The 24,582-nt window shown below is 64.3% G+C and carries 23 protein-coding genes; 14 read left to right on the forward strand and 9 right to left on the reverse strand.

The window, feature by feature from the left end; genetic code table 11:
- Window positions 1–66: 66 nt before the first annotated feature.
- From BLT42_RS08115 to rpoH, 7 genes are all read left to right on the forward strand, one after another.
- The gene (locus tag BLT42_RS08115) at window positions 67–1,059 is read left to right on the forward strand and encodes an SRPBCC family protein (RefSeq protein WP_091769588.1); all 993 of its coding nucleotides are present in this window, start codon (window positions 67–69) and stop codon (window positions 1,057–1,059) included.
- Between the two features lie 532 nt (window positions 1,060–1,591).
- Entirely contained in the window at window positions 1,592–2,599 is a 1,008-nt protein-coding gene (locus tag BLT42_RS08120) for an N-acetylmuramoyl-L-alanine amidase (RefSeq protein WP_091769592.1), read from the forward strand.
- A gap of 59 nt (window positions 2,600–2,658) precedes the next feature.
- Complete coding sequence (locus tag BLT42_RS08125; RefSeq protein WP_091769595.1) at window positions 2,659–3,060, forward strand: hypothetical protein; 402 nt, start codon at window positions 2,659–2,661, stop codon at window positions 3,058–3,060.
- A gap of 115 nt (window positions 3,061–3,175) precedes the next feature.
- Window positions 3,176–3,769: an RNA polymerase sigma factor gene (locus BLT42_RS08130; RefSeq protein ID WP_091769598.1), complete on the forward strand. Its 594-nt coding sequence runs from the start codon at window positions 3,176–3,178 to the stop codon at window positions 3,767–3,769.
- A complete protein-coding gene (locus BLT42_RS08135; protein WP_091769600.1) occupies window positions 3,756–4,145 on the forward strand; it encodes a DUF6768 family protein in 390 nt (129 codons plus the stop codon). The genes BLT42_RS08130 and BLT42_RS08135 overlap by 14 nt, the downstream gene beginning before the upstream one ends.
- 77 nt (window positions 4,146–4,222) lie before the next feature.
- Window positions 4,223–5,074, forward strand: a complete 852-nt coding sequence (locus tag BLT42_RS08140; RefSeq protein WP_091769602.1) for an alpha/beta hydrolase — start codon at window positions 4,223–4,225, stop codon at window positions 5,072–5,074.
- Window positions 5,075–5,246: 172 nt separating this feature from the next.
- A complete protein-coding gene (gene rpoH / locus BLT42_RS08145; RefSeq protein WP_091769604.1) occupies window positions 5,247–6,134 on the forward strand; it encodes an RNA polymerase sigma factor RpoH in 888 nt (295 codons plus the stop codon).
- Between the two features lie 33 nt (window positions 6,135–6,167).
- Here rpoH and BLT42_RS08150 read toward each other — a convergent pair whose 3' ends face one another.
- Complete coding sequence (locus BLT42_RS08150; protein WP_091769606.1) at window positions 6,168–6,842, reverse strand: lysoplasmalogenase; 675 nt, start codon at window positions 6,840–6,842, stop codon at window positions 6,168–6,170.
- A gap of 64 nt (window positions 6,843–6,906) precedes the next feature.
- On the opposite strand from BLT42_RS08150, the gene BLT42_RS08155 reads away from it, so the two are divergent.
- The gene (locus tag BLT42_RS08155; RefSeq protein WP_091769607.1) at window positions 6,907–8,163 is read left to right on the forward strand and encodes an alpha/beta hydrolase-fold protein; all 1,257 of its coding nucleotides are present in this window, start codon (window positions 6,907–6,909) and stop codon (window positions 8,161–8,163) included.
- A gap of 17 nt (window positions 8,164–8,180) precedes the next feature.
- Here the strand turns inward: BLT42_RS08155 and BLT42_RS08160 are convergent, their stop codons facing one another.
- A complete protein-coding gene (locus BLT42_RS08160; protein ID WP_091769609.1) occupies window positions 8,181–9,458 on the reverse strand; it encodes a trypsin-like serine peptidase in 1,278 nt (425 codons plus the stop codon).
- 186 nt (window positions 9,459–9,644) lie between these two features.
- Here BLT42_RS08160 and BLT42_RS08165 point away from each other — a divergent pair, with 186 nt between their 5' ends.
- Entirely contained in the window at window positions 9,645–10,169 is a 525-nt protein-coding gene (locus tag BLT42_RS08165; RefSeq protein WP_091769611.1) for a hypothetical protein, read from the forward strand.
- A 25-nt stretch (window positions 10,170–10,194) separates the two neighbouring features.
- Here the strand turns inward: BLT42_RS08165 and BLT42_RS08170 are convergent, their stop codons facing one another.
- The 5 genes from BLT42_RS08170 to BLT42_RS08190 form a co-directional block, all read right to left on the reverse strand.
- Window positions 10,195–11,022 carry a PhzF family phenazine biosynthesis protein gene (locus tag BLT42_RS08170; RefSeq protein WP_091769613.1) on the reverse strand — a complete coding sequence of 276 codons (828 nt, stop codon included), beginning with the start codon at window positions 11,020–11,022 and terminating at the stop codon, window positions 10,195–10,197.
- A gap of 30 nt (window positions 11,023–11,052) precedes the next feature.
- Window positions 11,053–11,886 carry a thioredoxin family protein gene (locus tag BLT42_RS08175; RefSeq protein ID WP_091769615.1) on the reverse strand — a complete coding sequence of 278 codons (834 nt, stop codon included), beginning with the start codon at window positions 11,884–11,886 and terminating at the stop codon, window positions 11,053–11,055.
- A gap of 88 nt (window positions 11,887–11,974) precedes the next feature.
- A complete protein-coding gene (locus BLT42_RS08180) occupies window positions 11,975–13,750 on the reverse strand; it encodes an ABC transporter ATP-binding protein (protein WP_091769617.1) in 1,776 nt (591 codons plus the stop codon).
- 294 nt (window positions 13,751–14,044) lie between these two features.
- Entirely contained in the window at window positions 14,045–14,968 is a 924-nt protein-coding gene (locus BLT42_RS08185) for a thioesterase family protein (protein ID WP_091769619.1), read from the reverse strand.
- A 14-nt stretch (window positions 14,969–14,982) separates the two neighbouring features.
- Window positions 14,983–15,417 carry a transcriptional repressor gene (locus BLT42_RS08190; RefSeq protein ID WP_091769621.1) on the reverse strand — a complete coding sequence of 145 codons (435 nt, stop codon included), beginning with the start codon at window positions 15,415–15,417 and terminating at the stop codon, window positions 14,983–14,985.
- A 201-nt stretch (window positions 15,418–15,618) separates the two neighbouring features.
- Here BLT42_RS08190 and BLT42_RS08195 point away from each other — a divergent pair, with 201 nt between their 5' ends.
- The 3 genes from BLT42_RS08195 to BLT42_RS08205 all read left to right on the forward strand — a co-directional run bounded on the left by BLT42_RS08195 (window position 15,619) and on the right by BLT42_RS08205 (window position 19,472).
- A complete protein-coding gene (locus BLT42_RS08195) occupies window positions 15,619–16,245 on the forward strand; it encodes an OmpW/AlkL family protein (protein WP_091769623.1) in 627 nt (208 codons plus the stop codon).
- A 154-nt stretch (window positions 16,246–16,399) separates the two neighbouring features.
- The gene (locus tag BLT42_RS08200; RefSeq protein WP_176780299.1) at window positions 16,400–17,188 is read left to right on the forward strand and encodes a SapC family protein; all 789 of its coding nucleotides are present in this window, start codon (window positions 16,400–16,402) and stop codon (window positions 17,186–17,188) included.
- A gap of 160 nt (window positions 17,189–17,348) precedes the next feature.
- On the forward strand, window positions 17,349–19,472 hold the full coding sequence (locus BLT42_RS08205; protein ID WP_176780300.1) for a protein-disulfide reductase DsbD family protein: 2,124 nt from the start codon (window positions 17,349–17,351) through the stop codon (window positions 19,470–19,472).
- A gap of 6 nt (window positions 19,473–19,478) precedes the next feature.
- On the opposite strand, the gene BLT42_RS08210 is transcribed toward BLT42_RS08205, so the two are convergent.
- On the reverse strand, window positions 19,479–19,949 hold the full coding sequence (locus BLT42_RS08210; RefSeq protein ID WP_091769629.1) for a hypothetical protein: 471 nt from the start codon (window positions 19,947–19,949) through the stop codon (window positions 19,479–19,481).
- Between the two features lie 200 nt (window positions 19,950–20,149).
- On the opposite strand from BLT42_RS08210, the gene hisS reads away from it, so the two are divergent.
- Window positions 20,150–21,634, forward strand: coding sequence for a histidine--tRNA ligase (gene hisS, locus BLT42_RS08215; protein ID WP_091769631.1), 1,485 nt, complete (start codon window positions 20,150–20,152; stop codon window positions 21,632–21,634).
- Window positions 21,635–21,888: 254 nt separating this feature from the next.
- On the opposite strand, the gene BLT42_RS08220 is transcribed toward hisS, so the two are convergent.
- Window positions 21,889–23,079 (reverse strand): hypothetical protein, encoded by a 1,191-nt coding sequence (locus tag BLT42_RS08220; protein WP_091769633.1) that lies wholly within the window; start codon window positions 23,077–23,079, stop codon window positions 21,889–21,891.
- Window positions 23,080–23,437: 358 nt separating this feature from the next.
- Between BLT42_RS08220 and BLT42_RS08225 the strand changes: the two genes are divergently transcribed.
- Window positions 23,438–24,547, forward strand: a complete 1,110-nt coding sequence (locus BLT42_RS08225) for a glycoside hydrolase family 3 N-terminal domain-containing protein (RefSeq protein ID WP_091769635.1) — start codon at window positions 23,438–23,440, stop codon at window positions 24,545–24,547.
- The last annotated feature ends 35 nt before the right edge of the window (window positions 24,548–24,582 follow it).

A 24,582-nucleotide genomic window follows, 5' to 3' on the forward strand; every position in this document is an offset into this window, starting at 1 on the left:
GGCGTCCGCGTGCCGTTCACGGCAAACTCGCAGCGCCGGCGGGAGCGCCGGCATGAGGGGGCGGGCATGAGCGAAATCCAACAGCGAGGAAAAGCCTGGATCTGGGTGGGCGCACGGCTCTTGCTCATTCTTGTCGCCGTGTGGCTGCTGGTGGCGCTGTTCTATGCGCTGCCCGGTTCGCGCTCGGCCGGCGGGCTGGCTGTCGGGCTATCCTCGCTCTTCATCCTGCCCTTCTGTCTGGGGGCTATTCTCGCCTTCGCCGTCGATCCGGGCGGGCAGGGCGGGCGTTTCGGTCCGGCGACACTGGCGGCCGCACTTTTGCTGGTGATCCTGGCGATTGCGGGCGCCTTCTTCCGCGAGGGCCTGATCTGCATGGTGATGCTGGCGCCGCTCTGGTGGGGCAGTGCCTGGCTGGGTGGCTCGACCGTGCGCGCGCTGCACAGGCGTTTTCGCGAACGCGCCCGGCTTCACGCCGCCGGCCTGATCGTGCTGCCCTTCGCCCTGTTGTTGCTGGGACCGCTGGCCGCCAATCCGACACATCATTTCGAGGTCCGGCGCTCGGTGGTGATCGAGGCCGGGGCGGAGCGCATCTGGCCGCATCTTCTGGCGCTGGACGACCTTTCGGAGGCCGAGGGTGTGTGGACAATTGCCCAGGACGTGCTGCGCATCCCGCGGCCGCGCTCGGCCCTGGTGGTCGGTGAGGGCGTTGGCGCCGTGCGGCTGGCGCGCTGGGGCGAGCAGATCGGTTTCGAGGAGCATGTGACGGGCTGGTCGCAGAACCGCCATCTGGCCTGGCGCTTCGTCTTCCCTGACGATTCAATCGCGCGTCATACCGATGCGCATATTGGTCCGGACAGCGAATATCTCGGCATCGAGACCGGCGGTTACACGCTGACCCCGCTCGCCGATGGCCGCACTCGCCTGACCCTGACGACGCGCTACCGCGCCAGTAGTCCGGCTAATCATTACAGCGCGGTGTGGGGCGAGATCATCCTCGGCGGTATCCAGCGCAATATCCTCACCGTGGTCGCAGACCGCAGTGAGGCGGAGGCGGGCTAGCCGGCCCACGCAATCTCGGGGGGACATGTACCGGCGGCATTGCGACCGGCCCCTGTCCCCCGGATTGAAAGCCTATTTCTTGCCCGGTGGCACGATCGTGCCCTTGGTCGATGGCGCGGCGGCGATGGTTTTCTTCTTCTCCGCTTTCGGCTTTCTGACTTCCTTGTTGGATTTTTGCTGACCCTTGGCCATGGCATGCTCCTTTGAGCGAGGTCCGGCGGACCGCGTCCGGGGATATTACGCCTGTCCGTTGCGGCGCGATAGCGTTGTTTCGCAAGTCACACGGGCCGGGCCCGGGCTCGCCGGGGCGCTCTGGGGCGTGATTATTCCCGCGCCCTGACCGGTTCGGCAGCAGGCCCGGAGAACGGGTCCCGGCGCTTCAGCGCCAAGTGATGCCCGGCCTGGTGACAGCGACCGGACTTGTCCGCCCCCCGAAGTGTTCGGCTTATGATGGGAAAATCCTGCAAGGGCCACTCTGTACGCATTGTCCGAACGGGTTGTATAAAGAGCCCAATTGTTCTGGGGAGGACACATGACGGATCCCATCATTGCGCGTGCGCGCACCAATACACGGGTCAATGTCAGGGCGGGGGCGCCGAAATTGTCGGCACCGATCCGCGAGACCCTGGCCTCTGGCACCGAGATTTTCATTACCGATACGCTGGGCGGCGACACAGTCGGCGGCAATGACCGCTGGTATGCCTGCCGCGGCGATGTCTTCGTGTGGAGCGGCGCCTGCGAGGATTATCGCGACGAGCCCGCACCGCCTCCCGATGATGCCGACGATGTGGAACGCCCGTCGCGCCTCGAGCTCGGTGAGGTGATGCAGCCGGAGTTCGAAACTCTTGCCGATGTCTTCCACAAGGTGCGCGGCTACCGGCCGAACGGGCTGGAAGGGCTGATCGTGCATTTTGATGCGGCCCGCACCCAGCCATCCAGCGACGCCTCGATGACCGGCGTGATGCGCTATGGCGCCGAGCAGGGTTATCATTATGGCGGTATCAGCCGCTCCGGCCGCATCTTCCTGCCGCAGGGCTTCAGCTGGGAAGGCTGGGGTTATCATGCCGGCAAGAGCGAATGCCCGGCGACGGGCCGCAAGGGCGTGTCGCAATATTATGTCGGCTTTGAGCTCAATAATCCCGGCCGGCTCTACCCGGCCGTCCAGACCGGCGTGTTCTGTCCCTGGTTCAATGCCGAGCGCGATGACAAGGGCCGCGTCGTGCTGGATGCGGACGGTCGCTGCACGCGCCGCGACGAGAATGGCGAATGGTATCGCGATTACGAGGTCCGGCTGTGCGAGGGCGGCAATATCGTCAAGGGCTGGTATCTGCCCTATAGCGCCGAGCAATTCGCCTCGCTGACCCGGATCTGTATCTGGCTGTCGCGCAAATTCCCCGACAGTTTCTCGCTGGAGCGGGTCTTCGGCCATGACGAGGTGTCACCGGGGCGCAAATCCGATCCCGGCGGTGCGATGGGGACGCCCACCGAGTTGATGACGATGGCCCAGTTTCGTCAGCATCTGGCGGAGATGGCGCAATAGAGGCTCCGTTAATCGGTCTGTGGCATGTTCAAGCCCTGTTTGCCCGTTAGAGGTGAGGCATGAGCAAGTCCGTTACATCGAGTTTCAGGCGCACATCCGATCATTTCGAGCCCGACCTGGTCCAGGATCCGGGCGAGCAACGCAAGCTGCGCGGCTATCTCGAACAGATCGACTATACCGTCTCGGCTGCCAACCAGGCGGTGATCCAGAAGGATATTCACCACGTCACGCTGGAAGATTTCCGCAATCTCGCCCTGACCGCCGCCAAGGCGCGAACGGCCTGGGTGTCGACCGCGATCGAGCTGGCCAAGCTGCACAAGGCACTGGAGCCGGAACAGTTGGCGAGATTGTCGCATTTGCGCGGCGTCTATGATGAGCTCTCGGAAGCTTATGAAGCGATGCGGCGCATGGTCGAGCGCGGCTATCTGAGCTATCACAAGGGCCTGCCCGCGAAAGGCTGAGCGAGCGCCTCTGTCCGGCTCAGGGCCGTTCGCGATTGAACCCTTTTCGTCGTGACGCGCACCTATACTCTGAACGGGGCCGTTTGACCGGTCCGGCAGGTGAGGGGCGTCAGCCATGCAGCGCGACAGCAGACGGGTTCTCGGGGAATTCCTCGTCATCGCTGCACAGACCGGCGACCGCGCCGCCAGCGGGCAGCTCGCCCGCCTGTGGCAGCCGGCACTCCTGCGTCATGCCTTGCGCCTGACCGGTGATGCCGAGCTGGCCCGCGACACGCTGCAGGACGCGTGGATCGATATCCTGCGCGGCCTGGGCGGCCTGTCCGACGCCGCCGCCTTTCCGGCCTGGGCCTATCGTATTGTCACCCGCAAGAGCGCTGCGACGGTGCGCGGCCTGCAGCGCCGCCGCCAGACCGGCGCGGCGCTCGCCGCCGAGCCCGCAGGCGCCGATGATGGTGAGCGCAATGCCGAGGCGCTGGCCGATCGCGGACCGCTGGCGCGGGCGCTGGCGGACTTGCCCGCCGGGCAACGCACGGCGATGGCGCTCTTCTACATTGATGATTTCACCGTGGCGGAAATTGCCGTCGCGCTCTCGGTTCCGGCGGGCACGATCAAGACCCGCCTGATGCATGCCCGCCGTAAAATGCGCGCGGCGCTCGAACTACCCAGTCCTCAAACACATGACACAGGAGGTCAGGATGACCGCAAGTGACAAGGATCTCGATGCGATGATTGCCGAGGCGCTCGACGCCGAGGATCGCGAACTGCTTGACCAGTTCGGCCCCGAGCCGGGCTATTTCGCCCAGGCTCTCGGCCTGTTCGGTGGCCGGCTCGGCTGGGTGATGTGGGTCACCTATATCACCAATATCGCCGCTGCCGGACTGGCGATCTGGGCGGCCTGGAACCTGGTTGGCGCCACCGACACGCTGGCTGCGATCCGCTGGGGCGTCGCAACCCTGGCCGCGATGCAGGTCGGCCTCTTCATGAAGGGGTTTCTGGGCCAGCAAATGCAGAATAACCGGGTGATCCGCGAAGTGAAGCGGCTGGAATTACAGCTGGTTCGCAGCCAGGCGCGGCACGCCGTCTAGACCCGGCAAACCGGTTGGCAAGCGGGTGTGTTTGGGCCAAACAGGGTCGCAACACACCCATTGGCCGGAGATTCCCGATGCGATTGAACCCTTTTGCCCAATGGCTCGGCCTTGCCGCCGCTGCCCTTGCCCTGGCGGCTTGCCAGCCCGAAGCCGCGCCTGAGCCGGGGACTGAAACCCCGATCATCATCGGGCAGGAGATCGCGTTCGATTCCGCGATCTATGGCGGCGGGCGCACCATCACCGTGTCGCTGCCCACCAGTTATGGCGACGGCAATCGACGCTATCCGGTGCTCTATCTCGTCGATGGCGGCGTGCAGCAGGACTTCATCCCGATGGCCGGCATGTCGGTGTTGGGCAGCCTGTCGACGCAATATCGTGAATTCATCCTGGTCGGCGTGCAGACCGAGAACCGCTATGTCGAACTGACCGCCGTTTCAGAGCTGGAAGACGATCTGCGCTGGCTGCCGGAAAACGGCGGCGCCGATGATTATCGCCGGCATCTGCTCGATGAGGTCAAACCTTATATCGAGAACCGCTACCGCACCTCCGGCGAGGACGCGATCATCGGCGAGAGCCTGGCCGGCCTGTTCATCACCGAGACCTTCCTGCGCGCGCCCGACAGTTTCGATCATTATATCGCCGTCAGCCCCTCGCTCTGGTGGCGCGCCGAGGGCCTCAGTCATGAAGCGGCCGACCTGCTCGCGGCGGGCGGCTTCGGTGGCCATTCGCTCTTCCTGACCATCGCCGATGAAGGCGAGGACATGCAGACCGGCATGGACCGTCTGGTCGCGGCGCTCGAGGCTGGTGCCCCGGAGGATCTCACCTGGTGGTATCAGCCAATGCATGATGAACATCACCACACCATCTATAATCCGGCGACCCTGCAGGCCCTGCGCCTGGTCTTCGCGCCGGATGAAGGCGACTGAGGACCCGCGAACCATCCGTGAATACCGGCCATGCGCGGCAATATGCCATCAATGGCGGTCACAGGGTTGTGATACACTCGCAATTGCAATTCCGGCTCCCTAAATAGGGTCTGGACAGGGAAGCTGCGCGCGGGTTCAGGGCGCCGTTTCCCGAGCAGGGATAGGGAAAATCATGGCTAATGCACTGTCGATCTCACTGTCTCCCGAGCAGGGGCTGTCGCGCTATCTCTCCGAGATTCGCCGCTTCCCGATGCTGGAGAAGGATGAGGAATTCATGCTCGGCAAGCGCTGGCGCGAGCATGAGGATGCCGGCGCCGCCGAAAAGCTCGTCACCTCGCATCTGCGCCTGGTGGCCAAGATCGCGATGGGCTATCGCGGCTATGGCCTGCCGATTGCCGAAGTGATTTCCGAAGGCAATGTCGGCCTGATGCAGGCGGTCAAGAAATTCGACCCTGAAAAAGGCTTCCGCCTCGCGACCTATGCGATGTGGTGGATCCGCGCCTCGATCCAGGAATATGTCCTGCGCTCCTGGTCGCTGGTGAAGATGGGCACGACTGCGGCCCAGAAGAAGCTCTTCTTCAATCTGCGCCGGATGAAAAGCCAGATGCAGGCGATTGACGATAATGATCTCAAGCCGGAACAGGCCGAGGCGATCGCGACCAAGCTGGGCGTGACGACCGATGAAGTCATGTCGATGAATGGCCGCATGGCCGGCGGCGACGCCTCACTCAACGCGCCGCTGCGCGGCACGGAGGGCGATGGCCAATGGCAGGACTGGCTGGCCGATGATGATGCGGAAAGCCAGGAAGACGAGCTGGCCGAAAGCGATGAGTTCGACACCCGTATGCAATTGCTGCAGACGGCGATGGGCGAGCTCAATGAGCGCGAGCAATACATCCTGCAAAAGCGCCGCCTGTCGGAAGAGCCTGAAACGCTGGAAGAACTGGCCGGACATTTCGGCGTCAGCCGCGAGCGTATCCGCCAGATCGAGGTCCGCGCCTTTGAGAAACTGCAAAAGGCGATGAAGGAATTGGCGGCCGATCGCGGCCTGATGAACTAGCCTCGATACCGGTGATCAGATCAGCGCCCGGGCTCAGCTCCGGGCGCTGTCATCGGGATGGCTCAGGCCCAGGGCGATACAGGCCTGGCCGCCGAAATAGCAGACCCAGACCACCGGCCCGGCCCAGTCGAGCATGCCGGCAAACATGCGCCAGGCCAGCACCGCGTCAGACACCAGGAAGAGCAGCGCGCCGATCACGGCCAGCCTGGGGGCCCGGCCGATCAGGGCCAGCGCCACCATCACCAGGATAATCCCGTTATAGATGCTGGCCGCGATGCGAAGATCGCCGAAATGCGGCTGTAGCGCCACAAGCATCACCGCGCCGAACACGATCATCACCGCCGTTGCCAGATAGCCCGGCAGGCCGCGATTGCCCCTGCGGCGCAGCGCGTCGGCGAACAGGCCGATATAGATGATATGGCCAATGCCGAAGGCGAGAATTCCGAAGGCCTGCTGGCTCGGTTCCAGGGCGAGGAATGCGTCACCGGCCGAGCCTGCGAGCAGGCCGAGGCCGAGCCAGAGCCGTCCCTGCCGCAGTGCATAAATGCCCAGCAATACGACGCCGCCAGCCTTGATGATCACATTGAGCGGGTAGGCGGCACCCATCCCGAAATCATCGAGCAGATAGATCGCGCCCAGTACCAGCGCCGCGAGCAGGATGAGTCGCGAGACGCGGTCGGATGCGATCGTGATCGGTGTGGCTGTCATGCTCTTCCCCCCTGAATATGCGGCAGGCTAGACTGAGAGCCGGGATGGGCAAAGGGGAAGTTTCATGACGGGAATGCCGCTCTTGCTGGCCCTGATGCTGGCTGCCCAGTCCGCTGATCCTGCGCCGGATGCGGAGGCGGTCGTCAGCCTGGCCGAAATGGAGGGCCTGCTGCTGACCCAGCCCGGTGCGGTCGAACAGGCCTGGACGCAATTGCGCCGCGGTGGCTTGCCGCGCGTGGAAGCGATTGCCGGCGATAATGACCGGTCGCGCGTGACCTTCCTCTACAAGGCGGGCAGCGACGTCACCGGCGTGCGGCTCAACAGTGTCGTCAATGCCGTGCAGGTCGACTGGCCGGTCGAGGATTTCGTGCGCGACTATACCTTGCCCCTGCAGCCGCTGGGCGGCAGTTCGATCTGGCGCCTCAGCCTCGACCTGCCCCGCGATGTCCAGGCCAGCTACAGTTTTCTCGTCACCGGACCGGGCGGCACCGACCGGGTCACCGATCCACATAATCCGCGCCATCTGCGCGGCCGTTCAGCCGAGGCCGTGGTGAGCCTCGACCAGGTCGCGGACATGTCCGCCCTGGCAGCGGTGCCGGCCAGCTGGATGCCACCTGTCGATCTGCAGGTGGTGGAGAGCGAGGCGCTGGCGCGGCCGGTCAGCCTGGAAATCTATCCGGCCGCGGGTGGCACGCCGGCATCGCCCGTCCTGATCCTCTATGACGCTTTCAATTGGGGCCGCCGGGCGCCGGCTAGGGAGATCGTCCATAATCTTGCCGCAGCGGGTGATATCCCGCCCATGCATGTCGTGCTGATCGACCAGCTCGACCCGGATAGCGAGCACAGCCTCTACCGCGACCAGAGCGCCTTCATCGTTGATGAGCTGCTGCCCTTTCTGCGCACGCAAATGGGCTGGCAATTGGCGCGTGAGGATGTGGTGCTGGGCGGCGCGTCGCGGCGTGGCCTGTCGGCGGCGATTACCGGGCTGACCCGGCCCGGGGCGATTGGCGCCGTGCTGTCACTCTCGGGCTCATTCTACTGGTCACCGCCCGGCGAGGCGCCGGAATGGCTGGCGCGGCACTTGATCGAAGCGCCCGGCGATGCGCCGCGCTTCCTGCTCGCCGCCGGCTCGCTGGAATATATCGTCACCTCCACCAATCAGGGGCATGTGATGCTGGAGACCAATCGCAATATGGCCGCAGCCCTGCGCGGTGCCGGCTACCAGACCGGTATCGATATTTATCCGGGCGGACATGACATGGCTGCCTGGCGGCTGGCGCTGGCCGACAGTCTGCAGACGCTTTACGCGCCCGCAGACTAGTCAGCCCCGATGCCGGCCTATTTCAATGGCTTGCCGGTGGGCGCCGGGCTCGGGCCATTATTGCCGATCCGGCCGGCGACGAAATCGTCATAATATTGCAGCCAGGCTTCCGAACGCACCGAAATATAGATCATCGGGCCGCCCGGATTGGAGCGGAAGTTCGAATCCGTCGCGATGACGAAATACTGATTGCCCTCGCGCACCATGAAAGGTGAGCCGCTATCGCCGCGCGTGGTATCGCAATTATGCGCCATGGTATTGTCGTTGAAGACTTCGGTGATGCGGCAGCCGATATTGCCTGACAAATGCGCACCGGTGTCCCAGCTATAACCGGCCTGGTAGAGGTCGGCTTCCCGGGCACCGCTATTGCCGGCGGTCTGGACCAGGCCGCGCACGCCGACATGGCCAATCTCGGCACCAAGCGCACGGTCAATCCGCAACAGGGCCCAGTCAGTGCCGTCAATTTCATCAGTCGAGCTGAAGCGTTGGTCATTCCAGTTCGGATCGATCAGATAGTCGGTGACGCGCGCCTCCAGAGGACCACCGCGGCGATCATAGCCGGTGGTGAAAACGGCGCGGGCGTCGATGCGGCCGTCATCATCGATACAATGGGCCGCGGTGATCAGGACATCGTCCGCGATCAGCGTCGCCGTGCAGGCACCGCCCGCTTCCATATCGATCTGGCCAACCGCACTCCACGGAGCCGCCGCCGTATCCATGAAGACGCGGTCATCACGGCCGAAAAAGTGATCATTGATCGTCAGCGGGCGTTCACGGCCGATACAGTCGGCGCGGTCGGTGCGCGCGTCGCAGCGGCCATCACCGACGCCGGGTTCGTTACAGACCCCGTCGAAGGCGGTCTCGCAGCTATCATTGCGAAAGCGCAGATCGATAACCGCGCCGCAATCGGTCAGGTCGGTCGCCTGGGTACAGGCGCCGGTGCCAAAGCCGGGCTCGTCGCATTCGCCATCATTGGCCCATTGGCAGCTATCATCCTCGACGCGCTCCGCGATGCGCCAGCAATCGGAATAATCCGTGCCCTGCTCGCAGGCGCCGGTGCCGATGCCTGGATCATCGCACTCGCCATCATTGGCCCATTGGCAGGTATCGGTGCCGCGATAGCTGGATGTCGAGACATCGCCGCCGCGCGTCGGCTTCTGGATCCGGTGCAGCCAGCGCGTAATATCGCGGCTGGACAGGGCGTCGGCATTGGCTCCTTCAAGGCGGGGCTCATCGGCCTGGCTCGTGGCAACACACATCATGGCGGCCAATGCCGCGATCAAACCCGTACGCATAATTTGCAGCTCCTGCCCCCGTCGCCTGGCCTCTTACCGCGCCTGTCTGCGCGCGGGCCAAGCCTCATGATCTGCCAGTTTATCGTTCATGGAGATGACTATTGCCTGAACGACGTATTCAAACCGCGCTCAGATGCCATGTGGTCGAATGCAGGCTTGAACATCAGCCACCGCAGGAGACTTGTCATGAATATCGCCGCCAAACTTGCCGCAGCTGCCCTCCTGGCCTCGATCGGCATGGCCGGTTTCGCCGGCGCGGCCAGTGCCGGCACCTGGCACGCCAATGCAGCGACCTGCCCGGATCTGCGTGAAGACCGGATCGACGCCCGGCATACCACCGGCCGCGCCGATCGCCGCGAGGATATTCGCGACCGTCGCGTGATCAATTGCCCGGCCCATGCCTGGCGCTATTATCCGGACCCCTATGAGCGTGTCGACATGCGCCGGATGGCCTCACCGGGCACGGTCTATCTGGATCGTTCCGGCCGCTATTACGCGGTCGACCGTCGCGGCTCGTCCTACAATATCAATGTGGTTATCGACTATCCGCGCCAGAGCACGGCCGTCGGCCTGCGCTTCGGCACGACGCTCGGCCTGAATGCCGGCCATAGCCGCCGCGATTACCGCGATCGCCGAGCCCAGCGCGATCATCGTCATCACGGTCGCAATGACCGGCGCAATGACCGGCGCAATGATCGGCGCCATCACTAGCCAGCACGGCTGATACAGCCGGCAGTCAGGTCCACAGGCGACCTTCCAGATAGCGCGGCGCGTGGCCATAAAGGGTCACGCGCCCGCCCTCTGTTTCTCCGCCATGCATCTCCACGTCCAGCGCGCCGGGGCGCGGTCCGATCTGGCGCGCGCTCATACGGGGTTTGCCGAGACGTTCGGCCCAGTAGGGGGCCAGTGTGCAATGCGCCGAGCCGGTCACCGGGTCTTCATCGACGCCGGAGGCCGGGGCAAAGAAGCGCGACACGAAATCGCTCCGCTCGCCCGGTGCCGTCAGGATGATATTGGTGTCGAGCTGGCGCAGCTGGCCATGATCGGGACGCGCATCGCGCACGGCGCTTTCATCATCCATCACCCACATCTGATAGCCGGCACCATGGATCCGGTTGACGCTCAGCACATCGCGCGGCTCGGCTGCGATCCCGAGCGCTGAAGCGATGGCATCATCGCGGCTGGCAGGCTGGTAGCCGATCAGTGGCAAATCCACCGCGAACCCCGCGCCATCGCGTTTGACCTCAAGCCGGCCCGAGCGCGTGTCGAAGCGGGCCGTGCCCGGCGTGCCGAGATCATATTCCAGCACCACTGCGCCGGCCGCCAGGGTCGCATGTCCGCACAGATCAACCTCGACCGTCGGCGTGAACCAGCGCAGCTGCCAGGACTGTGCGTCCGCGGGCACCAGAAAAGCGGTCTCCGAAAGATTATTGGAGGCGGCAATACCCTTCAGGATCTGATCATCGGGAAAGGCTTCCATCAGGCAGACGCCGGCCGGATTGCCGCTGAACGCCTGGTCCGGATCGGCGAAGGCATGGATTTCGAAATAGGGAATGGAGGGCATTGAAAGGCTCCCGGACGCCGCGGGCCGGGACTACCAGCGCTCGCTTTGATGCGGTTGAAAGACGAGGTTGAGATCGGGGTTCTGACGGTCCAGCACGGCGACGGTGTCGGCGGAAACCGGTTCGTCGCCTGCGATTTCGGTGAGGGCATTGATCACCATGGACCGCGCGGCGCTGCGCTGCTGGTCGACCTGGCGCGGCAGCTCACGGCGCCATTCATCGACCTCGTCATTCAGTGCCATGAAATTCTCCGGGCGCTCGGCCTCGGGCAAGGCCCGCCAGCGTCCGATATCGAGATAGGCCGCCGCGAGACGGTCGCCCTCTTCGTCCTCGAACAGCTCGACCTCGATCATCATCGCCTGGTAGATCAGCGAGGATTCCACAACCCCGCCGGCGCGCGGAACGTCGCCGGCCCAGCGCGCGAAATAGGCGCGTGCCGCTTCCACCGGTGTCGAGGCCGCCCGGCCCCAGGCTTCGCGCTCATCGCGATTGAGCAGGGTCTCGTCAGCCGGATCAATGACCATCACCATGGGCGTGGCATACAGCGCCGCGACGCCAAAACGGCGGATCACATCCTGGTTCTGGTCGCGCCAGCCCACATCGATGAAGCGCGTCACATAATGATCGGCGAGGGTGTCCGCGAGTTCCGCATCCTGGAAATGTGCCGCCAGGCCGCGGCTGTCATGGCACCAATTGGCACCGAAAACGAGCAGGAGACGTTTCTCCTCGGCCAGCGCTTCAGCCAGGGCTGCATCAACCACCGTCATGGCGGCATAATCCTGTTCGAACGGCGAGGGCGAAGTCTCATCCGCCATCGAAAGCGGGGCAATCAGCAACAGGGCAAACAGGCTGGCAAGCAAACGCATCACGACCTCGAAATGACAACAGGGCGGAGAAAAGCACGCCGCGCCACGCAGCACCAGTCAAGCCGATGTGATGACCGCACCCCGGCGCTTACCCCGCGGCCAGCGCCGCCAGCCGCGCATAGGTGCCGTCATCCTTGCTGGCCAGCTCGTCATGACTGCCCTGTTCGACGATCCGGCCCTTGTCGAACACCAGGATGCGGTCGGCATCGCGGATCGTCGAGAGCCGGTGGGCGATGATGATCGTGGTGCGTCCGCGCATGACCGCTTCCATCGCCAGTTTCACATCGCGCTCGGTCTCATTGTCGAGACTCGAGGTTGCCTCATCCAGGATCAGGATCGGGGCATCGGTCAGGATCGCGCGGGCGATCGCCACGCGCTGGCGCTCACCGCCCGAAAGCTTGACCCCGCGCTCTCCCACAAGTGTGCGGTAGCCCTGCGGCAGGCTGGTAATAAACGAGTGGGCATGCGCCGCCTGGGCCGCAGCAATGATATCCGACTCGCTCGCATCAGGTGAGCCATAGGCGATATTCTCCGCAATCGTGCGGTGAAACAGCGCCGGATCCTGCGGCACCAGGGCGACATTCTGGCGCAAGCTCGCCTGCGCCACCTCGCGCACATCCTGGCCGTCAATCTCGACCGCGCCTTCATTGACGTCATACAGACGCTGGACCAGCTTGACGAAAGTCGACTTGCCCGAGCCGGTCGCACCGACCAAAGCGACTTTCTCGCCCGGCTGGATGTCGAGGGAAAAGTCTCGATATAACGGGCGGTTCTGGCCTTCATAGGTGAAGCCGACCCGGTCAAACCGGATCGCGCCGGAGCCGGGCTCGAAGTCCCGGGCATCGGCGGCATCCTCCACCGTGCTCTCCTGCAGATCGAACACGGCGAGATCCTGCAACTCATCCATCGAACGCTGGATCGCCTGCACCTGCTCACCAAAGCGGCGCATATAGCCTGACACCAGCATATAGGCTGCCAGCGCCGCGACGACATCACCGGCGCTCGCCGCACCGCGCGACCATTGCCAGACCAGCAGTCCGACCAGGCCAGCCTGCATTGACAGGTCGGTGACGATATTGACCAGCCAGGAATTGACGAAGCGCAACCAGGTCTTCTTGGTCTCATTGCGCCAGCGCCAGGTCAGCGCGTGGAAGCGTTCATCCTCACGCGTTTCGGCACCGAAACTCTTGACCGTCGCAATACCCCCGACCGCATCGGCCAGAGCTCCGCCAATCTGGGAATCCAGGGCGTTGGAGCGCATATTCTGTGGTCGGATATAATAGCGGCTGAGCATCAGGGAGGAGGCGATGAAGGCGGCCATCACCACCAGCACGACACTGCCGACCAGCGGCCAGCGCACCGCCATCACGCCGGCGACGCCCAGCATGACGCCGAGCGAGGGCGCAATGCCGAGGAAGATATTGACCGTGATCGTGTCATAGGCCCACATCCCGCGCGTGATCTTGCGCACGACCGAGCCGGCAAAAGTATTGGCGTGCCAATCCAGCGAGAAGCGCTGCACCTTGGCAAAGGCGTCCGTCGTCAGATCCGCCATATTGGCGGAAGAGAAGGGCACCTCGCAGCGCGAGGCCAGCTGGCGTACGAAATAATAGGTCACCGCGGTGCCCAGATAGAGCGTAAAGGCCGGCCAGGGCTCGCCGGTTTCCGGACCGGCGGCGAGGGCATCGATCAGCCGCCCGGCGGCAACCGGGATGAAGACCTCGGCAATGGTCGCCAGCAGCATGAAACCGACCATGCCGGCCAGCAGGACGGGGCGGCGCAGCCATTGGCGGCGCAGAAAGCCCAGCACTTGCAGATTGCTCAGCGTGCGGACAATGGGTGTTTCGGGATCGGAAATCGACATCGCAGCAGCGGACCGGGCGGTCCGTCCTCATGAAAGCAGTTCATCAAACCTGTGAATGGCGAACGTCAGCGCTGTCGTGCGAAGCGGGGCCTGGATGCAGGCGCGGCGGGGTCACACGCGAAGGCGGCACGTTCGGCCACCCTCGAAGGTCAGATGGTTCTGTTCATGGGTCTGCTCCAATATGCCGGTTGGTCCGTGAGGAGGTGGTTACACCGGGCTTCCGCGGCCGGGCAAGGCCGGGCGGGTCATTTTGTCGCCTATCCGCCACGAGTGTGGCGATGAGGGCACAGGTTGCTAGGCCTCAATGCCGGCAATGCAGGCCTGCTCCAGCCCGGCCCGGACTGCATCGGGCAAATCGATGATCTTGCGCGCATCGAGATCCATCGGTGCGGCAATCCCCTCCATGGTCCACCAGGGCTTGCCGGTCGCCGGGTCGAGCACCCAGTGGACAAGATTGCGCACTTTCGGGCCAAAGGACTTCAATCCCGAACGCACCAGATAACCGTCTCCGGCGCGCGGCCAGCGCCGTGGCAAGATACGGCATTCCAGCAGGGCCGAGCCGATCCGGCCCTCGGCCTCGCCCTGGTGAAAGGCCCACTCCTCGGGGAAGGCATCCTTGAAATTCACCACCGAGTCGGAAATCCGGCCGAGCAGGACTTCGGTCCGCATGCGGCCGAACACATCCACCTCGTCCGGGGTGAATCGGCCCTGACCGACATGGGCCAGGCCGAGTGCGTCGGCGCGCTGCAAGGATGCCGACGGGCTGGAGCGCGTCTCGGCCAGACCGCGGGGCAGGGCAAAATCCGGGGCCGTTACCATCCGGTTCTGCAACCGCTCGGCAAAATGGCCCGGCCAGGGGAAGGCGCGGCCATCGCGCGGCGAGACATGGGCCAGATCAATCCGGAAGCTGGCCGCGGGTTTGCCGGTGCCGCCATGGCGCATGATGAACACGGCCGAGCAGCCGGTTTCGCTGAGCGCGGTCCAGCCCGCCTCGATCACCAGTGGGGCGCCGGGATGCGCTTCGGCGAGAAAGCGGATGTGCAGGGCGGTCGGCAGGAGGGTGGCGTTGGCGTCGGCGCGGTGGATCTCGTTCAGCCCGCTTTGCGCCGCCAGCCCGGCCAGGGCTTCGCTGGCCTTGGTCAGGTAGAATTTCACATTCATATGGCCCAGTTCGTCGCATTCCCAGGCATTCACATTACCGCGCCAGACCTCGATCATCGCCCGATAATCCCTCAGTGATCGCACTTGCTGCAATGGCCGAAATGCTCGATGACCGAACGCTCAATGCGGAAGCCTTCCGGACGGTGGGTGCTGACCGGAGCGCCATGACGCTCCTCGACCGCGCCGCAATGGGTGCAGATGAACAGCTCGGCGCAGCCATCCGAATGGGTATGGACCGTGGTGCAGCCGACAAAGGCGTTGAGCGCTTCCACCTTGTGCACCAGACCCAGGCCGATCAGGAAATCGAGCGCCCGGTACACCGTCGGCGGTTTGGCCGAACCCGGGCCCGGCTTGAGGGCTTCCAGCAGGTCATAGGCCTTCACCGGCCCGCTGGCCGTCAGGACAAGCTCAAGCACCCGGCGACGGACCGGCGTCAGCCGTTCGCCTTGCGTGGAGCAAAGCGCTTCTGCGGCCTCAAGGGCTGAGAGAGTGGAATCAGCGTGCATGGTGCGAGTATCTAACCCCAGTTCGCCGCAAAGCACACCCGCCGCTGCCGCATTCCCGATTCGGGCTGGGCTGAATGGTGGGGAGAGGTGTTTCGGGCCCGGTCGTGCGACAGGCTGACGCGCGGCGAAACGCACACTCCACCCGATGCATCGACGTCTCCATAAAGGCCATACAGTTTTTATGGATGAAGGGGCTTCCTGATGAAACGTCTCGTGTTTTCCGCTGCGGTTATCGCCACACTCGCGGCCGTCGCATCACCGGCAATGGCCGAGAGTGGCGACTGGCTGGTCCGCTTGCGGGCGATTGACGTCATGCCCAATGAGAGCGCAACGATCAGCGCGATCGGGGGCGATGTCGATATCTCCGACCAGATTGTGCCGGAATTGGACATCACTTATTTCGTCCAGGACAATTGGGCCGTCGAACTCATCCTCGGTGTCACCCCGCATGATGTGCAGGCAGTCGGCACCTCAGCCGGTGATATCGATCTGGGCGATGTCACGCTGCTGCCGCCAACGCTGACACTGCAATATCATTTCAACCCGGACGGACAGATGCGTCCCTATCTGGGCGCGGGCGTCAACTATACGCATTTCTTCAATGAAAACCTGCCGGGCGGGTCGGCGCTGACCAGTATCAGCTATGACAACAGTTTCGGGCTCGCCGCCCAGGCCGGGATCGATTTCGCCTTGCAGGACGAGTGGTTCCTCAATGTCGACGTCAAATATATCGACATCAATACTGACGTCCTGATCGATGGTGCCATCGCGGCCTCGGTCGATATCGACCCGCTTGTGCTTGGCGTCGGTTTCGGTCGCCGCTTCTGAGCTGGCCTCCGTCCGGATCGGGCTGCCGGATCCCGGTTACGGGGTCCGGCACTTGTCTTGCAGACCCGACATGCTTCTGTCCCTGCGTGGCTGCGTTGCCGCCATCGGGCATATCCGCTATCTAGCGCCGAAAGCAATGAAGGGGTTTTACATAATGGCCGACGCACCAACCACCGAGCCGCGCCTGACCGGTACGGTTCCGCTTTACAAGAATGTAGAGCCGCTCAATCGCACAAAACACAAGTCCTATGGCGTGAAAACAATCGCCGAGCCCTTCAGCTTCCTGAAGGATTGGCATTTCGTTCCCGCTATTGTCGGCGAATTTTCCATGGCCAGCGGCAGCTATCCGGTCATCTTCCTGGGCGACAAGAAAATGCCGGTCCTGGTAATGGGCCTGCGCCAGGGCAGCAATGTCTTCGTCACCAAAGACGGCCAGTTCGACCACGACCATTACGTCCCTGCCTATGTGCGTCGCTACCCTTTCGTGAGCGCCTCCAATCCGATGAACGAGCCATCGACGGTTTGTGTTGATATCGACGCCGATTTCGTCGTCAAATCGGACCCGGACATGCCCTTCTTCGACGAAGCCGGCGAGCCGACCGATTACACCAACCGGGCCGTTGAATTCGTCTCGGCCTTCGAGAATGACGCCAAGGTCACCGAGGGCTTTGTCGAACGTCTCACCGCGCTTGACCTGTTCGAGCAGAAGAACGTGCGCGTGGCCGACCCGAACAATCCGGAAAAGACGATCACGGTTGCCGAATACTGGGGTGTCTCCGAGGAGAAATTCTCCAATCTTCCAGCCGAGAAACTCGTCGAGATGCACAAGAATGGCGATCTGTTCGCAATCTCTGCCCATCTGATGTCCCTGCAACGCTGGGAGCGCATCATGCGCCGCGTTTCACTGCTGCAGGCAGCAGAGCCAGCTGCGCCGAAAGCCTAGGCTATTGGCATGACATTCTGACGGCTGCGGCCGCGCTGCAAGGCGCGGCCGTTTGCTTGTCTGCGATCACCATTGCGCGATCAGGCTTCGGTCCGGGACAAAACATGCCTATATGGCACCGATAATCGTCCTGCTTCCGCTTCAGCCTCGAGGTTCATTCATGCGTCTTCTTGCCAGTCTCGCTACGGCCTTCGCTCTCCTGACGGGCTTTGCCGCCACAGCGTCGGCCCAGCCGGGCTGGGCCAGCAATGAACCCATTGTTGAAGCGAGCCTGGTCTCCGACATGGCCGTGGTGGCCCCGGGCGATACATTCTACCTGGGCTTCCTGCAGGTTATGCCCGAGGGCTGGCACACCTATTGGCGCAATCCCGGCGATAATGGACTGCCACCGGAAGTGCGCTGGGAGGTGCCGGCCGGGGTGGTGATGGGCGCGTTTGAGTGGCCGGCGCCGATCGAATTGCCGCTCGCCGATACCATTCTCGACTACGGCTATCATGACGAGGTTGTGCTGCCCCTGCCGGTTCAGCTGGACGCGGATTTCGCCGCGTCCGAACTGGTGATCATCGGCCATGCCAGCTGGCTGGTCTGCGAGATCATCTGTGTCCCCGAGGAAGGCAGGCTGACCCTGACCCTGCCGGTCGCCGAACAGTCCGAACGCGATGAGACCGGCTACTGGTACATCCAGGCGGCGCTCGATTCCGTACCAGAGCCGGTTGCCGGGCTGGATGCACGGGTCGGCTTTGGCGAGGCCGCGGTGGTGATCGAGCTGCAGGGCGGTGATTTCTCCGCCGCGGCGCCGGACTGGCATGATCTCACTTTCTTCCCCTATGACGGGGCCCTGATCGAGCACGCCGCTGAACAACGCGCCGAGCGCGGCGATGGTCTGGCGCGGCTGATCCTGACGCGGGGCTATCGCGCCGATCCGCAGCTTGAAACGGCGCGCGGCGGTGTCCTGCGCTACACGTTGGGAAGCGGCGCGGACGCCCGCGAACAGGCGGTCGAGATCTGGGCTGAGCCGGATCCGGACATGGTGCTGCCAGCCTCTGCCGGCGCGCCGCGCAATGTTGCGGCGCCGGCGGTCGCGCCGGGGCTGATCGGGCTTCTCCTGCTCGCTTTTGCCGGCGGGCTGATCCTGAACCTGATGCCCTGCGTCTTTCCGATCCTGTCGATCAAGGTGCTGCAATTCGTCGAGGGGGCCCATGATGACCCGCTCCGGGTGCAGCGCCATGCGCTGTTCTTCCTGGCGGGTGTCATCCTGAGCTTTGTCGCCCTGGCGGCCGTTCTGGTCGGTTTGCGGGAATTCGGCCTGCCGGTTGGCTGGGGCTTCCAGCTGCAGGTTCCTGTCGTGGTCGCGGGGCTGACCCTGCTTCTGTTCGCGATCGGCCTCAATTTGCTCGGCGTGTTCGAGATCGGCACCAGCCTGCAAGGCGTTGGCAGCGGGCTGAGCCAGCAACCGGGCGCGCGCGGCGCCTTCTTCACTGGCGTCCTCGCCGTGATCGTGGCCGCCCCTTGTGTCGGACCCTTGGCCGCCGGCGCGCTGGGGCTGGCCTTGACCCAGCCGGCGATTATTGTCCTGCTCGTCGCGGCCGCAATGGGGGCCGGACTGGCGGCGCCCTTCGTGCTGGTCAGCTTCATCCCCGCGCTCCAGGGCTTCATGCCGAAGCCGGGCCGCTGGATGGAACAGTTCAAGCAATTCCTCGCCTTCCCCATGTTTGCCTCGGTGCTGTGGTTGAGCTGGGTGCTGGTGATCCAGTCCGGGCCGTCAGGCCTGTTGCTGCTGGGTATCGGCCTGCTGGCCCTGAGCCTGGCGGTCTGGGCGCGCAAGCAGAAGCACCTCGCCTGGACGGTCATCGCCATTATCTCGCTCCTGACCGGCCTTGGCGCGACGCTGGCGATCGCCCGCCTGCCGGCAGCGACCAGCGCGCCCAGCCTGTCGGGCGGTGAAGAGGCCTGGTCGCGCGAACGCGTGGCGGAATTGCGTGCCGACGGGCGGCCCATCTTCATTGATGTCACGGCGGCCTGGTGTGTGACCTGTCAGGTCAACAAGCTCGGCGCGCTCAGCGACCCGGCCGTGGCCGAGGCGTTCGAGCGTTATGGCGTTGTCGAGATGCGGGCTGACTGGACCAATCGCAATGACGAGATTGCGGCCCTGATCGCCGAGCATGGCCAGGCCGGTGTGCCGCTCTATCTGGTCTATCCGGCCAATGGCGGACCGGCGCGGGTTCTGCCCTCGGTACTGACGCGGGACATTGTCATTAATGCCCTGGCCGAGGCTGCAGGCTAGACCGCGTCAGTCGCGCGCCGCGGGGCAGGTGCCCGGCGGGCCCATTGTCTCGGGCAGGGCTTCGCCATCGGCGGCCGGTGCGATCTCGGCGGCATCATGCATCAGTGCGGAAATCTCGCGATAAATGCGCGCCTGGTCCGCGAATGTCTCAGCAGCGTGGAGCGCTTCCAGACGGCTGGCGGCGTCGCCGGACATACCGCGAAAGATACAGCGCAGATCGATCGGACCGCCAGCCTCATCGATGGTGCGGCTCAGGCGCATCGCATCGGCGGAGAACTGGTCGAGCGCGTATTGCAGCGGATCGCCAAGTTCGATGCCAGCAGCCGGCGCGGATGGCCGGGCCGCCGCATAATCGGCGCGCTCCCGGGCCTGGTCGGCGATAAGGCGGGCCGTCTCGGCGAGATCGGCACCCGGTCCGGCCAGGGCGGTGGCGCTGAGGCAGAGCGTGGCGGCGAGGGCGGGCAAGATGTGGCGCATGACTGGCCTTCCAGTGGCGGACGATCAGCGGAAACCCTAGCAGGAACAGCTTGACCGCCGATGAACAGGGGCGCCAAACACTGCCGAACTGGTGAAAAAACTGACCCGCACAGGCGGGTTCGATTATGAAGACCGCAGACACGCGGCCATTTGCCTGCTTTACAGGGCCCGGTCGCCAATAGATCAAGCCGGAGACGTCCATGAGCGCGAAGAAACCCTTTCGTCCCAAGGCCCGCCGCCCGCGCGGTTTTGAAGACCGCAGCGGTTCGGTCCTGCGTGCCGAACGTCACCTCGTCGATACGGCCAGCCGGATCTATGATGACTGGGGATTCGAGCCCCTGCAGACGCCGGCCTTCGAATTCGCCGATGCGCTGGGCAAGCACCTGCCCGACGAGGATCGTCCCAATGAAGGGGTGTTCGCCCTCGAGGATGATGACGGGCAATGGCTGTCGCTGCGCTATGACCACACCGCGCCACTGGCCCGTTTCGTCGCCGAGAATTTCCAGGATCTGAACAAGCCCTATCGCCGCTATCAGGCCGGCGATGTCTGGCGCAATGAAAAACCAGGCCCGGGCCGGTTCCGTCAATTCGTCCAGTGCGATGCCGACACGGTTGGCGCGCCCGGACCGGCCGCTGACGCTGAAATGATCGCGCTCTCGGCCGAAGTGATGCGCGCCGTCGGTCTCGCCGATGGCGAATACCTGATCCGGGTCAATGACCGGCGCATTCTCGACGGTGTGCTGGAGACGATCGGGGCCAGCGATCCGGAGCGCCGCATGCGCGTGCTGCGCGCCGCCGACAAGCTCGACCGGCTGGGCCGGGACGGTGTCGCTGATCTGCTTGGCGCGGGACGCAAGGATGAGTCCGGCGACTTCACCCAGGGCGCCGGCCTCGACCTCAAGGGCGTCGAGACGATTCTGGCCTTCCTCGATTCCAGCGGTGGCAGCCGGACCGAAGTGATCGGGCGGCTCGAACCCCTGGTCGGACAATCGGAAGCAGGCCGCCTGGGTCTGGCCGCGCTGGGCGAGATCGACAAGGTTCTGTCCGCCATCGGTGTCGGCGATAATCGCGCCGTGTTCGATCCCTCCGTCGTGCGCGGGCTGGGCTATTACACCGGGCCGGTCTATGAGGCCGAATTGCTGGCGACGGCGCACTATGATGACGGCAAGCCGATCCAGTTCGGCTCGGTCGGCGGCGGTGGACGCTATGATGATCTGGTCGCCCGCTTCACCGGCCAGGCCGTTCCTGCGACCGGTTTCTCCTTTGGTGTCAGCCGCTTTGCCGCCGCGCTCGCAGCGCTCGGCCGGGTGGGTGCCGGGCAGGAGCGTCCGCTGGTGATTGTGATCGCGGCGGAGAAGGATCAGTCGGCACGCTATCTCGCCATGGCGTCCGAACTGCGTGCTGCCGGTTTCCGCGCCGAAGCCTTTGCCGGCAATGGCAATATGGGCAAGCAGATGAAATATGCGGATCGCCGCGGCGCGGTCGCAGCCGTGATCATTGGCTCGGATGAGCGCGAACAGGGTCTGGTGACGATCAAGGACCTCAAGCTCGGGGCCCGGCTGGCCGCGGAAATCAGCGATAACAAGGAATGGCGCGAAGACCAGCCGGCCCAGATGACGGTCGCATCCGATGCCTGGATCGAAGCGGTGCGGATCGTTGCAAAACGCGACGACAAGACGGTTTGAGCTGTTGATAAATAACCGCTCTGTCCCAAATTGCGATCACTAGGCTTGACCTCGCATGACGTCTACGTCAACTTCGCATCTGGACCGGGCCTGACCGTCTAGTCCTTGGCGTTTCGGGGAGAAACGTCCTTTATCGACCAACCGCAAATTTCGGGGCTGGCTTTGGCCAGCCCCGCCTTTTTGGGTCCTTGCCCTCGCAAGGAAGGCCGGTTTGCATCGGCCTTCCTGCATACTCTCGCGGTGAGGCGGGTCGACTACTTCCCGTCATCCTCGTCGCGGTCGTCGAACTCGAATTCGAAGACCCGCTCACCTTCATCCGCTTCACCGCCGCGCAGGACGATGACGCGGCGTCCGGTCAGGTCGACTTCACGGCTGGAACCGTCTTCCCGGTCAAAGCGGACAATGCGGCGCTCCTGACGGCGTGGCTCGCCGTCCATGCCGCCCGCCAGGCGTTCGGCCTCCAGCTGGTTGAGCCAGCTGATCAGATCATCGCCGGTCTGTTCCTCGCCATTCACCCAGACCTGACGACGGCCGTCATCCGTGCGTTCGACGCGGATACTGCGGTTCTCCTCACCGCCGTGCGTGGCAACGCGGCCGACATGCCGGCGCTGCTCGCGGAGCACGCGCGCTTCCTGGCGGGCTTCCTCGCGCGCTTGGTCGCGTTCTGACCGGGCTTCGTCACGGGCGGCGCGTGCCGCATCCCGGTGGGCATGCGCGGCGTCACGTTCAGCATGGGCAGCCTCGCGGGCGGCGTGGCGCATTTCCACGCGGACGCGCCGTGATTCACTGTCGCCCAGTTCGCGTGCCTCGCGCATTTCGACGCGCATCTCACGCATCGCCTCACGGATTTCCTGGCGGGCTTCCTCGATCGAGGCGCGCACCTCTTCGCGTTCAGCCTCGGACAGCGCATCCCAGTCACGGGAATTGCCGGCCATGGCCCGCTCGGACTCCAGTCCCGCCAGGGCGGCTTCAAGCGAGGCGATGACCTCGGTCTCCACGCCTTCGGAATCGAAGTCGAAGCGGAATTCATGCCGCCCTTGCGACATGTGCGCCAGGGCCTCGGCGCGTTCGCTCATATGGCGTTCGAACTGACCATCGAAGCGATTGAAATCTCCGTCATTCATCACCTGGATCTGCTCACCATCGACGATGATCAGGCCGGCGCCGTCGGTCTCGACCAGCTGGCCGTCAATCATGACGCCGTCATCGCCAATGACGATGCTCTGTCCGTTGACGGTCAGCCGCGAGTGCGGGCTGTCGCCCTGGATGTGAATGGTGCGTGTGCCATCCTCACCACGGATTTCAATCACCGTGGCGGATTGACCACCTCCCATGGCCGGGGCGGCGGCGATGCGCACGTGCGTCCGGTGGTTATCGTCATCGAGCGCCCAGGCTGCGGTCCCGGCCAGCGCGGCTGCTGCGGTCGCGAGCAGTAATTTTTTCATGATATGTCCCTCTTTCATCTCAAGCTGGCACCACGCTGGACCCTTTCAGGTTACCGCGCCTTGGCCCGGGCCTGAATTTTTGGACAGGCTGGACGCTGCGGCCGCGCTTCCGGAGTGTGGAGAAAAGAAGGGCGCGACACCGGCTAGGGTGTCGCGCCCAGTCACTAAAGGGGCCGCTGATCGTGAAAAAGAGCGGCTGAGAACGAGCATGCTGGATGTCTCCCGACCCTGGGGTTGCAGAGATGTGACGTTTTCGCAAGATTGGCGGTCGCCGCTTGCGCCTCCATCCCGGGCTTGCATGACCGGCCCCCGCTTTGCATGGTGGCGGTCATATCTGTTTTGCTTCGGAGCCTCCAAAATGACTGACCCTGTTTGCGGCCCTGATCGCCGCCGTGTTCTGGGCTGGGCTGCCGCCGGAGCCGGCTTGAGCCTTGTGCCGGGATCCCTGGCTCTGGCCGAGGGGCTGAGCCTGGAACAGCGGATTGGCCAGATGCTGCTGCTCGGTTTCATTGGCTCGACCGTGGACACCGATGGCGCCGATCATATCGCCGCCCATCTCGAGGCCGGCCGTATCGGCGGCGTGCTTTTTCTGCGTCATAATGTGCGCTCGCGCGAGGGCGTTGAGGGTCTGACGGCCCGCTTCAGGGCGATCGCGCCCGATGCCTGGATGGCGGTCGACCAGGAGGGCGGGGTGGTCCAGCGGCTGTCGCGCGATCTGGGCTATGGCGCTGTGCCGCGTGCGCTGCTTGTGGCGCAGGCCGGCGATGCCGAGGCCGCGCATACGGTCTATGCCGCCGCCGCGCAGGAATTCCGCGCCGCCGGCTTCAACATGAATCTGGCACCGGTTGCCGACCTGAATGATCCGGAAAACGCCGTGATTGGCCGTCATGGCCGGGCCTATGGCGATGATGGCGCGACCGTCGCCGCCTATGCCAGTGCCTTTATCGACGCCTATCGCGAGGCGGGCGCGGTCTGTGCCATCAAGCATTTCCCCGGACACGGGCATTCGCGCGGCGACAGCCATGCCGGTTTTGTCGACATCACCGAGACCTGGACCGACGCCGAGCTCGACCCCTTCCGGCGCCTGATTGATGCCGGTGAGGCGCGGCTCATCATGGGCGGTCACCTGACCCAGCGCGGGCTCGACCCGGCTGATGTGCCGGTGACCTTCTCGGCACCGGTGATCGAGGGTCTGCTGCGTGGCGAGATGGGCTTTGCCGGCGCCGTGATGACCGATGATCTCGACATGGCCGCGATCCGCGAGAATTACAGCCAGCGCGAAGCCGTGCTGCGTTCGATCGAGGCCGGCAATGACATCATCATGCTGTCCAACTCCGCCGCACCCGATCCGGAACTGCCACAGCGCATTACCCGCTGGGTCAGCGAAGCGATTGCGGAGGGCCGCTTGACCGAGGCGCGCATTGATCAGTCCGTGGCGCGGATTGCGGCCTTGCGTCATCCGGTCTGACGCATCGGGGCGGCCCGAAGGCCGCCCGCATGCCC

Origin of the sequence: Maricaulis salignorans, assembly GCF_900103475.1 — a bacterium.
Taxonomy (GTDB): Bacteria; Pseudomonadota; Alphaproteobacteria; order Caulobacterales; family Maricaulaceae; genus Maricaulis; species Maricaulis salignorans.

What these genes read in the sequence shown, in the direction of transcription:
- BLT42_RS08115 (WP_091769588.1), top strand. Translation starts at nt 67, where the DNA reads ATGAGCGAAATCCAACAGCGAGGAAAAGCCTGGATCTGGGTGGGCGCA.
- BLT42_RS08120 (WP_091769592.1), top strand. Translation starts at nt 1,592, where the DNA reads ATGACGGATCCCATCATTGCGCGTGCGCGCACCAATACACGGGTCAAT.
- BLT42_RS08125 (WP_091769595.1), top strand. Translation starts at nt 2,659, where the DNA reads ATGAGCAAGTCCGTTACATCGAGTTTCAGGCGCACATCCGATCATTTC.
- BLT42_RS08130 (WP_091769598.1), top strand. Translation starts at nt 3,176, where the DNA reads ATGCAGCGCGACAGCAGACGGGTTCTCGGGGAATTCCTCGTCATCGCT.
- BLT42_RS08135 (WP_091769600.1), top strand. Translation starts at nt 3,756, where the DNA reads ATGACCGCAAGTGACAAGGATCTCGATGCGATGATTGCCGAGGCGCTC.
- BLT42_RS08140 (WP_091769602.1), top strand. Translation starts at nt 4,223, where the DNA reads ATGCGATTGAACCCTTTTGCCCAATGGCTCGGCCTTGCCGCCGCTGCC.
- rpoH (WP_091769604.1), top strand. Translation starts at nt 5,247, where the DNA reads ATGGCTAATGCACTGTCGATCTCACTGTCTCCCGAGCAGGGGCTGTCG.
- BLT42_RS08150 (WP_091769606.1), bottom strand. Translation starts at nt 6,842, where the DNA reads ATGACAGCCACACCGATCACGATCGCATCCGACCGCGTCTCGCGACTC.
- BLT42_RS08155 (WP_091769607.1), top strand. Translation starts at nt 6,907, where the DNA reads ATGACGGGAATGCCGCTCTTGCTGGCCCTGATGCTGGCTGCCCAGTCC.
- BLT42_RS08160 (WP_091769609.1), bottom strand. Translation starts at nt 9,458, where the DNA reads ATGCGTACGGGTTTGATCGCGGCATTGGCCGCCATGATGTGTGTTGCC.
- BLT42_RS08165 (WP_091769611.1), top strand. Translation starts at nt 9,645, where the DNA reads ATGAATATCGCCGCCAAACTTGCCGCAGCTGCCCTCCTGGCCTCGATC.
- BLT42_RS08170 (WP_091769613.1), bottom strand. Translation starts at nt 11,022, where the DNA reads ATGCCCTCCATTCCCTATTTCGAAATCCATGCCTTCGCCGATCCGGAC.
- BLT42_RS08175 (WP_091769615.1), bottom strand. Translation starts at nt 11,886, where the DNA reads ATGCGTTTGCTTGCCAGCCTGTTTGCCCTGTTGCTGATTGCCCCGCTT.
- BLT42_RS08180 (WP_091769617.1), bottom strand. Translation starts at nt 13,750, where the DNA reads ATGTCGATTTCCGATCCCGAAACACCCATTGTCCGCACGCTGAGCAAT.
- BLT42_RS08185 (WP_091769619.1), bottom strand. Translation starts at nt 14,968, where the DNA reads ATGATCGAGGTCTGGCGCGGTAATGTGAATGCCTGGGAATGCGACGAA.
- BLT42_RS08190 (WP_091769621.1), bottom strand. Translation starts at nt 15,417, where the DNA reads ATGCACGCTGATTCCACTCTCTCAGCCCTTGAGGCCGCAGAAGCGCTT.
- BLT42_RS08195 (WP_091769623.1), top strand. Translation starts at nt 15,619, where the DNA reads ATGAAACGTCTCGTGTTTTCCGCTGCGGTTATCGCCACACTCGCGGCC.
- BLT42_RS08200 (WP_176780299.1), top strand. Translation starts at nt 16,400, where the DNA reads ATGGCCGACGCACCAACCACCGAGCCGCGCCTGACCGGTACGGTTCCG.
- BLT42_RS08205 (WP_176780300.1), top strand. Translation starts at nt 17,349, where the DNA reads ATGCGTCTTCTTGCCAGTCTCGCTACGGCCTTCGCTCTCCTGACGGGC.
- BLT42_RS08210 (WP_091769629.1), bottom strand. Translation starts at nt 19,949, where the DNA reads ATGCGCCACATCTTGCCCGCCCTCGCCGCCACGCTCTGCCTCAGCGCC.
- hisS (WP_091769631.1), top strand. Translation starts at nt 20,150, where the DNA reads ATGAGCGCGAAGAAACCCTTTCGTCCCAAGGCCCGCCGCCCGCGCGGT.
- BLT42_RS08220 (WP_091769633.1), bottom strand. Translation starts at nt 23,079, where the DNA reads ATGAAAAAATTACTGCTCGCGACCGCAGCAGCCGCGCTGGCCGGGACC.
- BLT42_RS08225 (WP_091769635.1), top strand. Translation starts at nt 23,438, where the DNA reads ATGACTGACCCTGTTTGCGGCCCTGATCGCCGCCGTGTTCTGGGCTGG.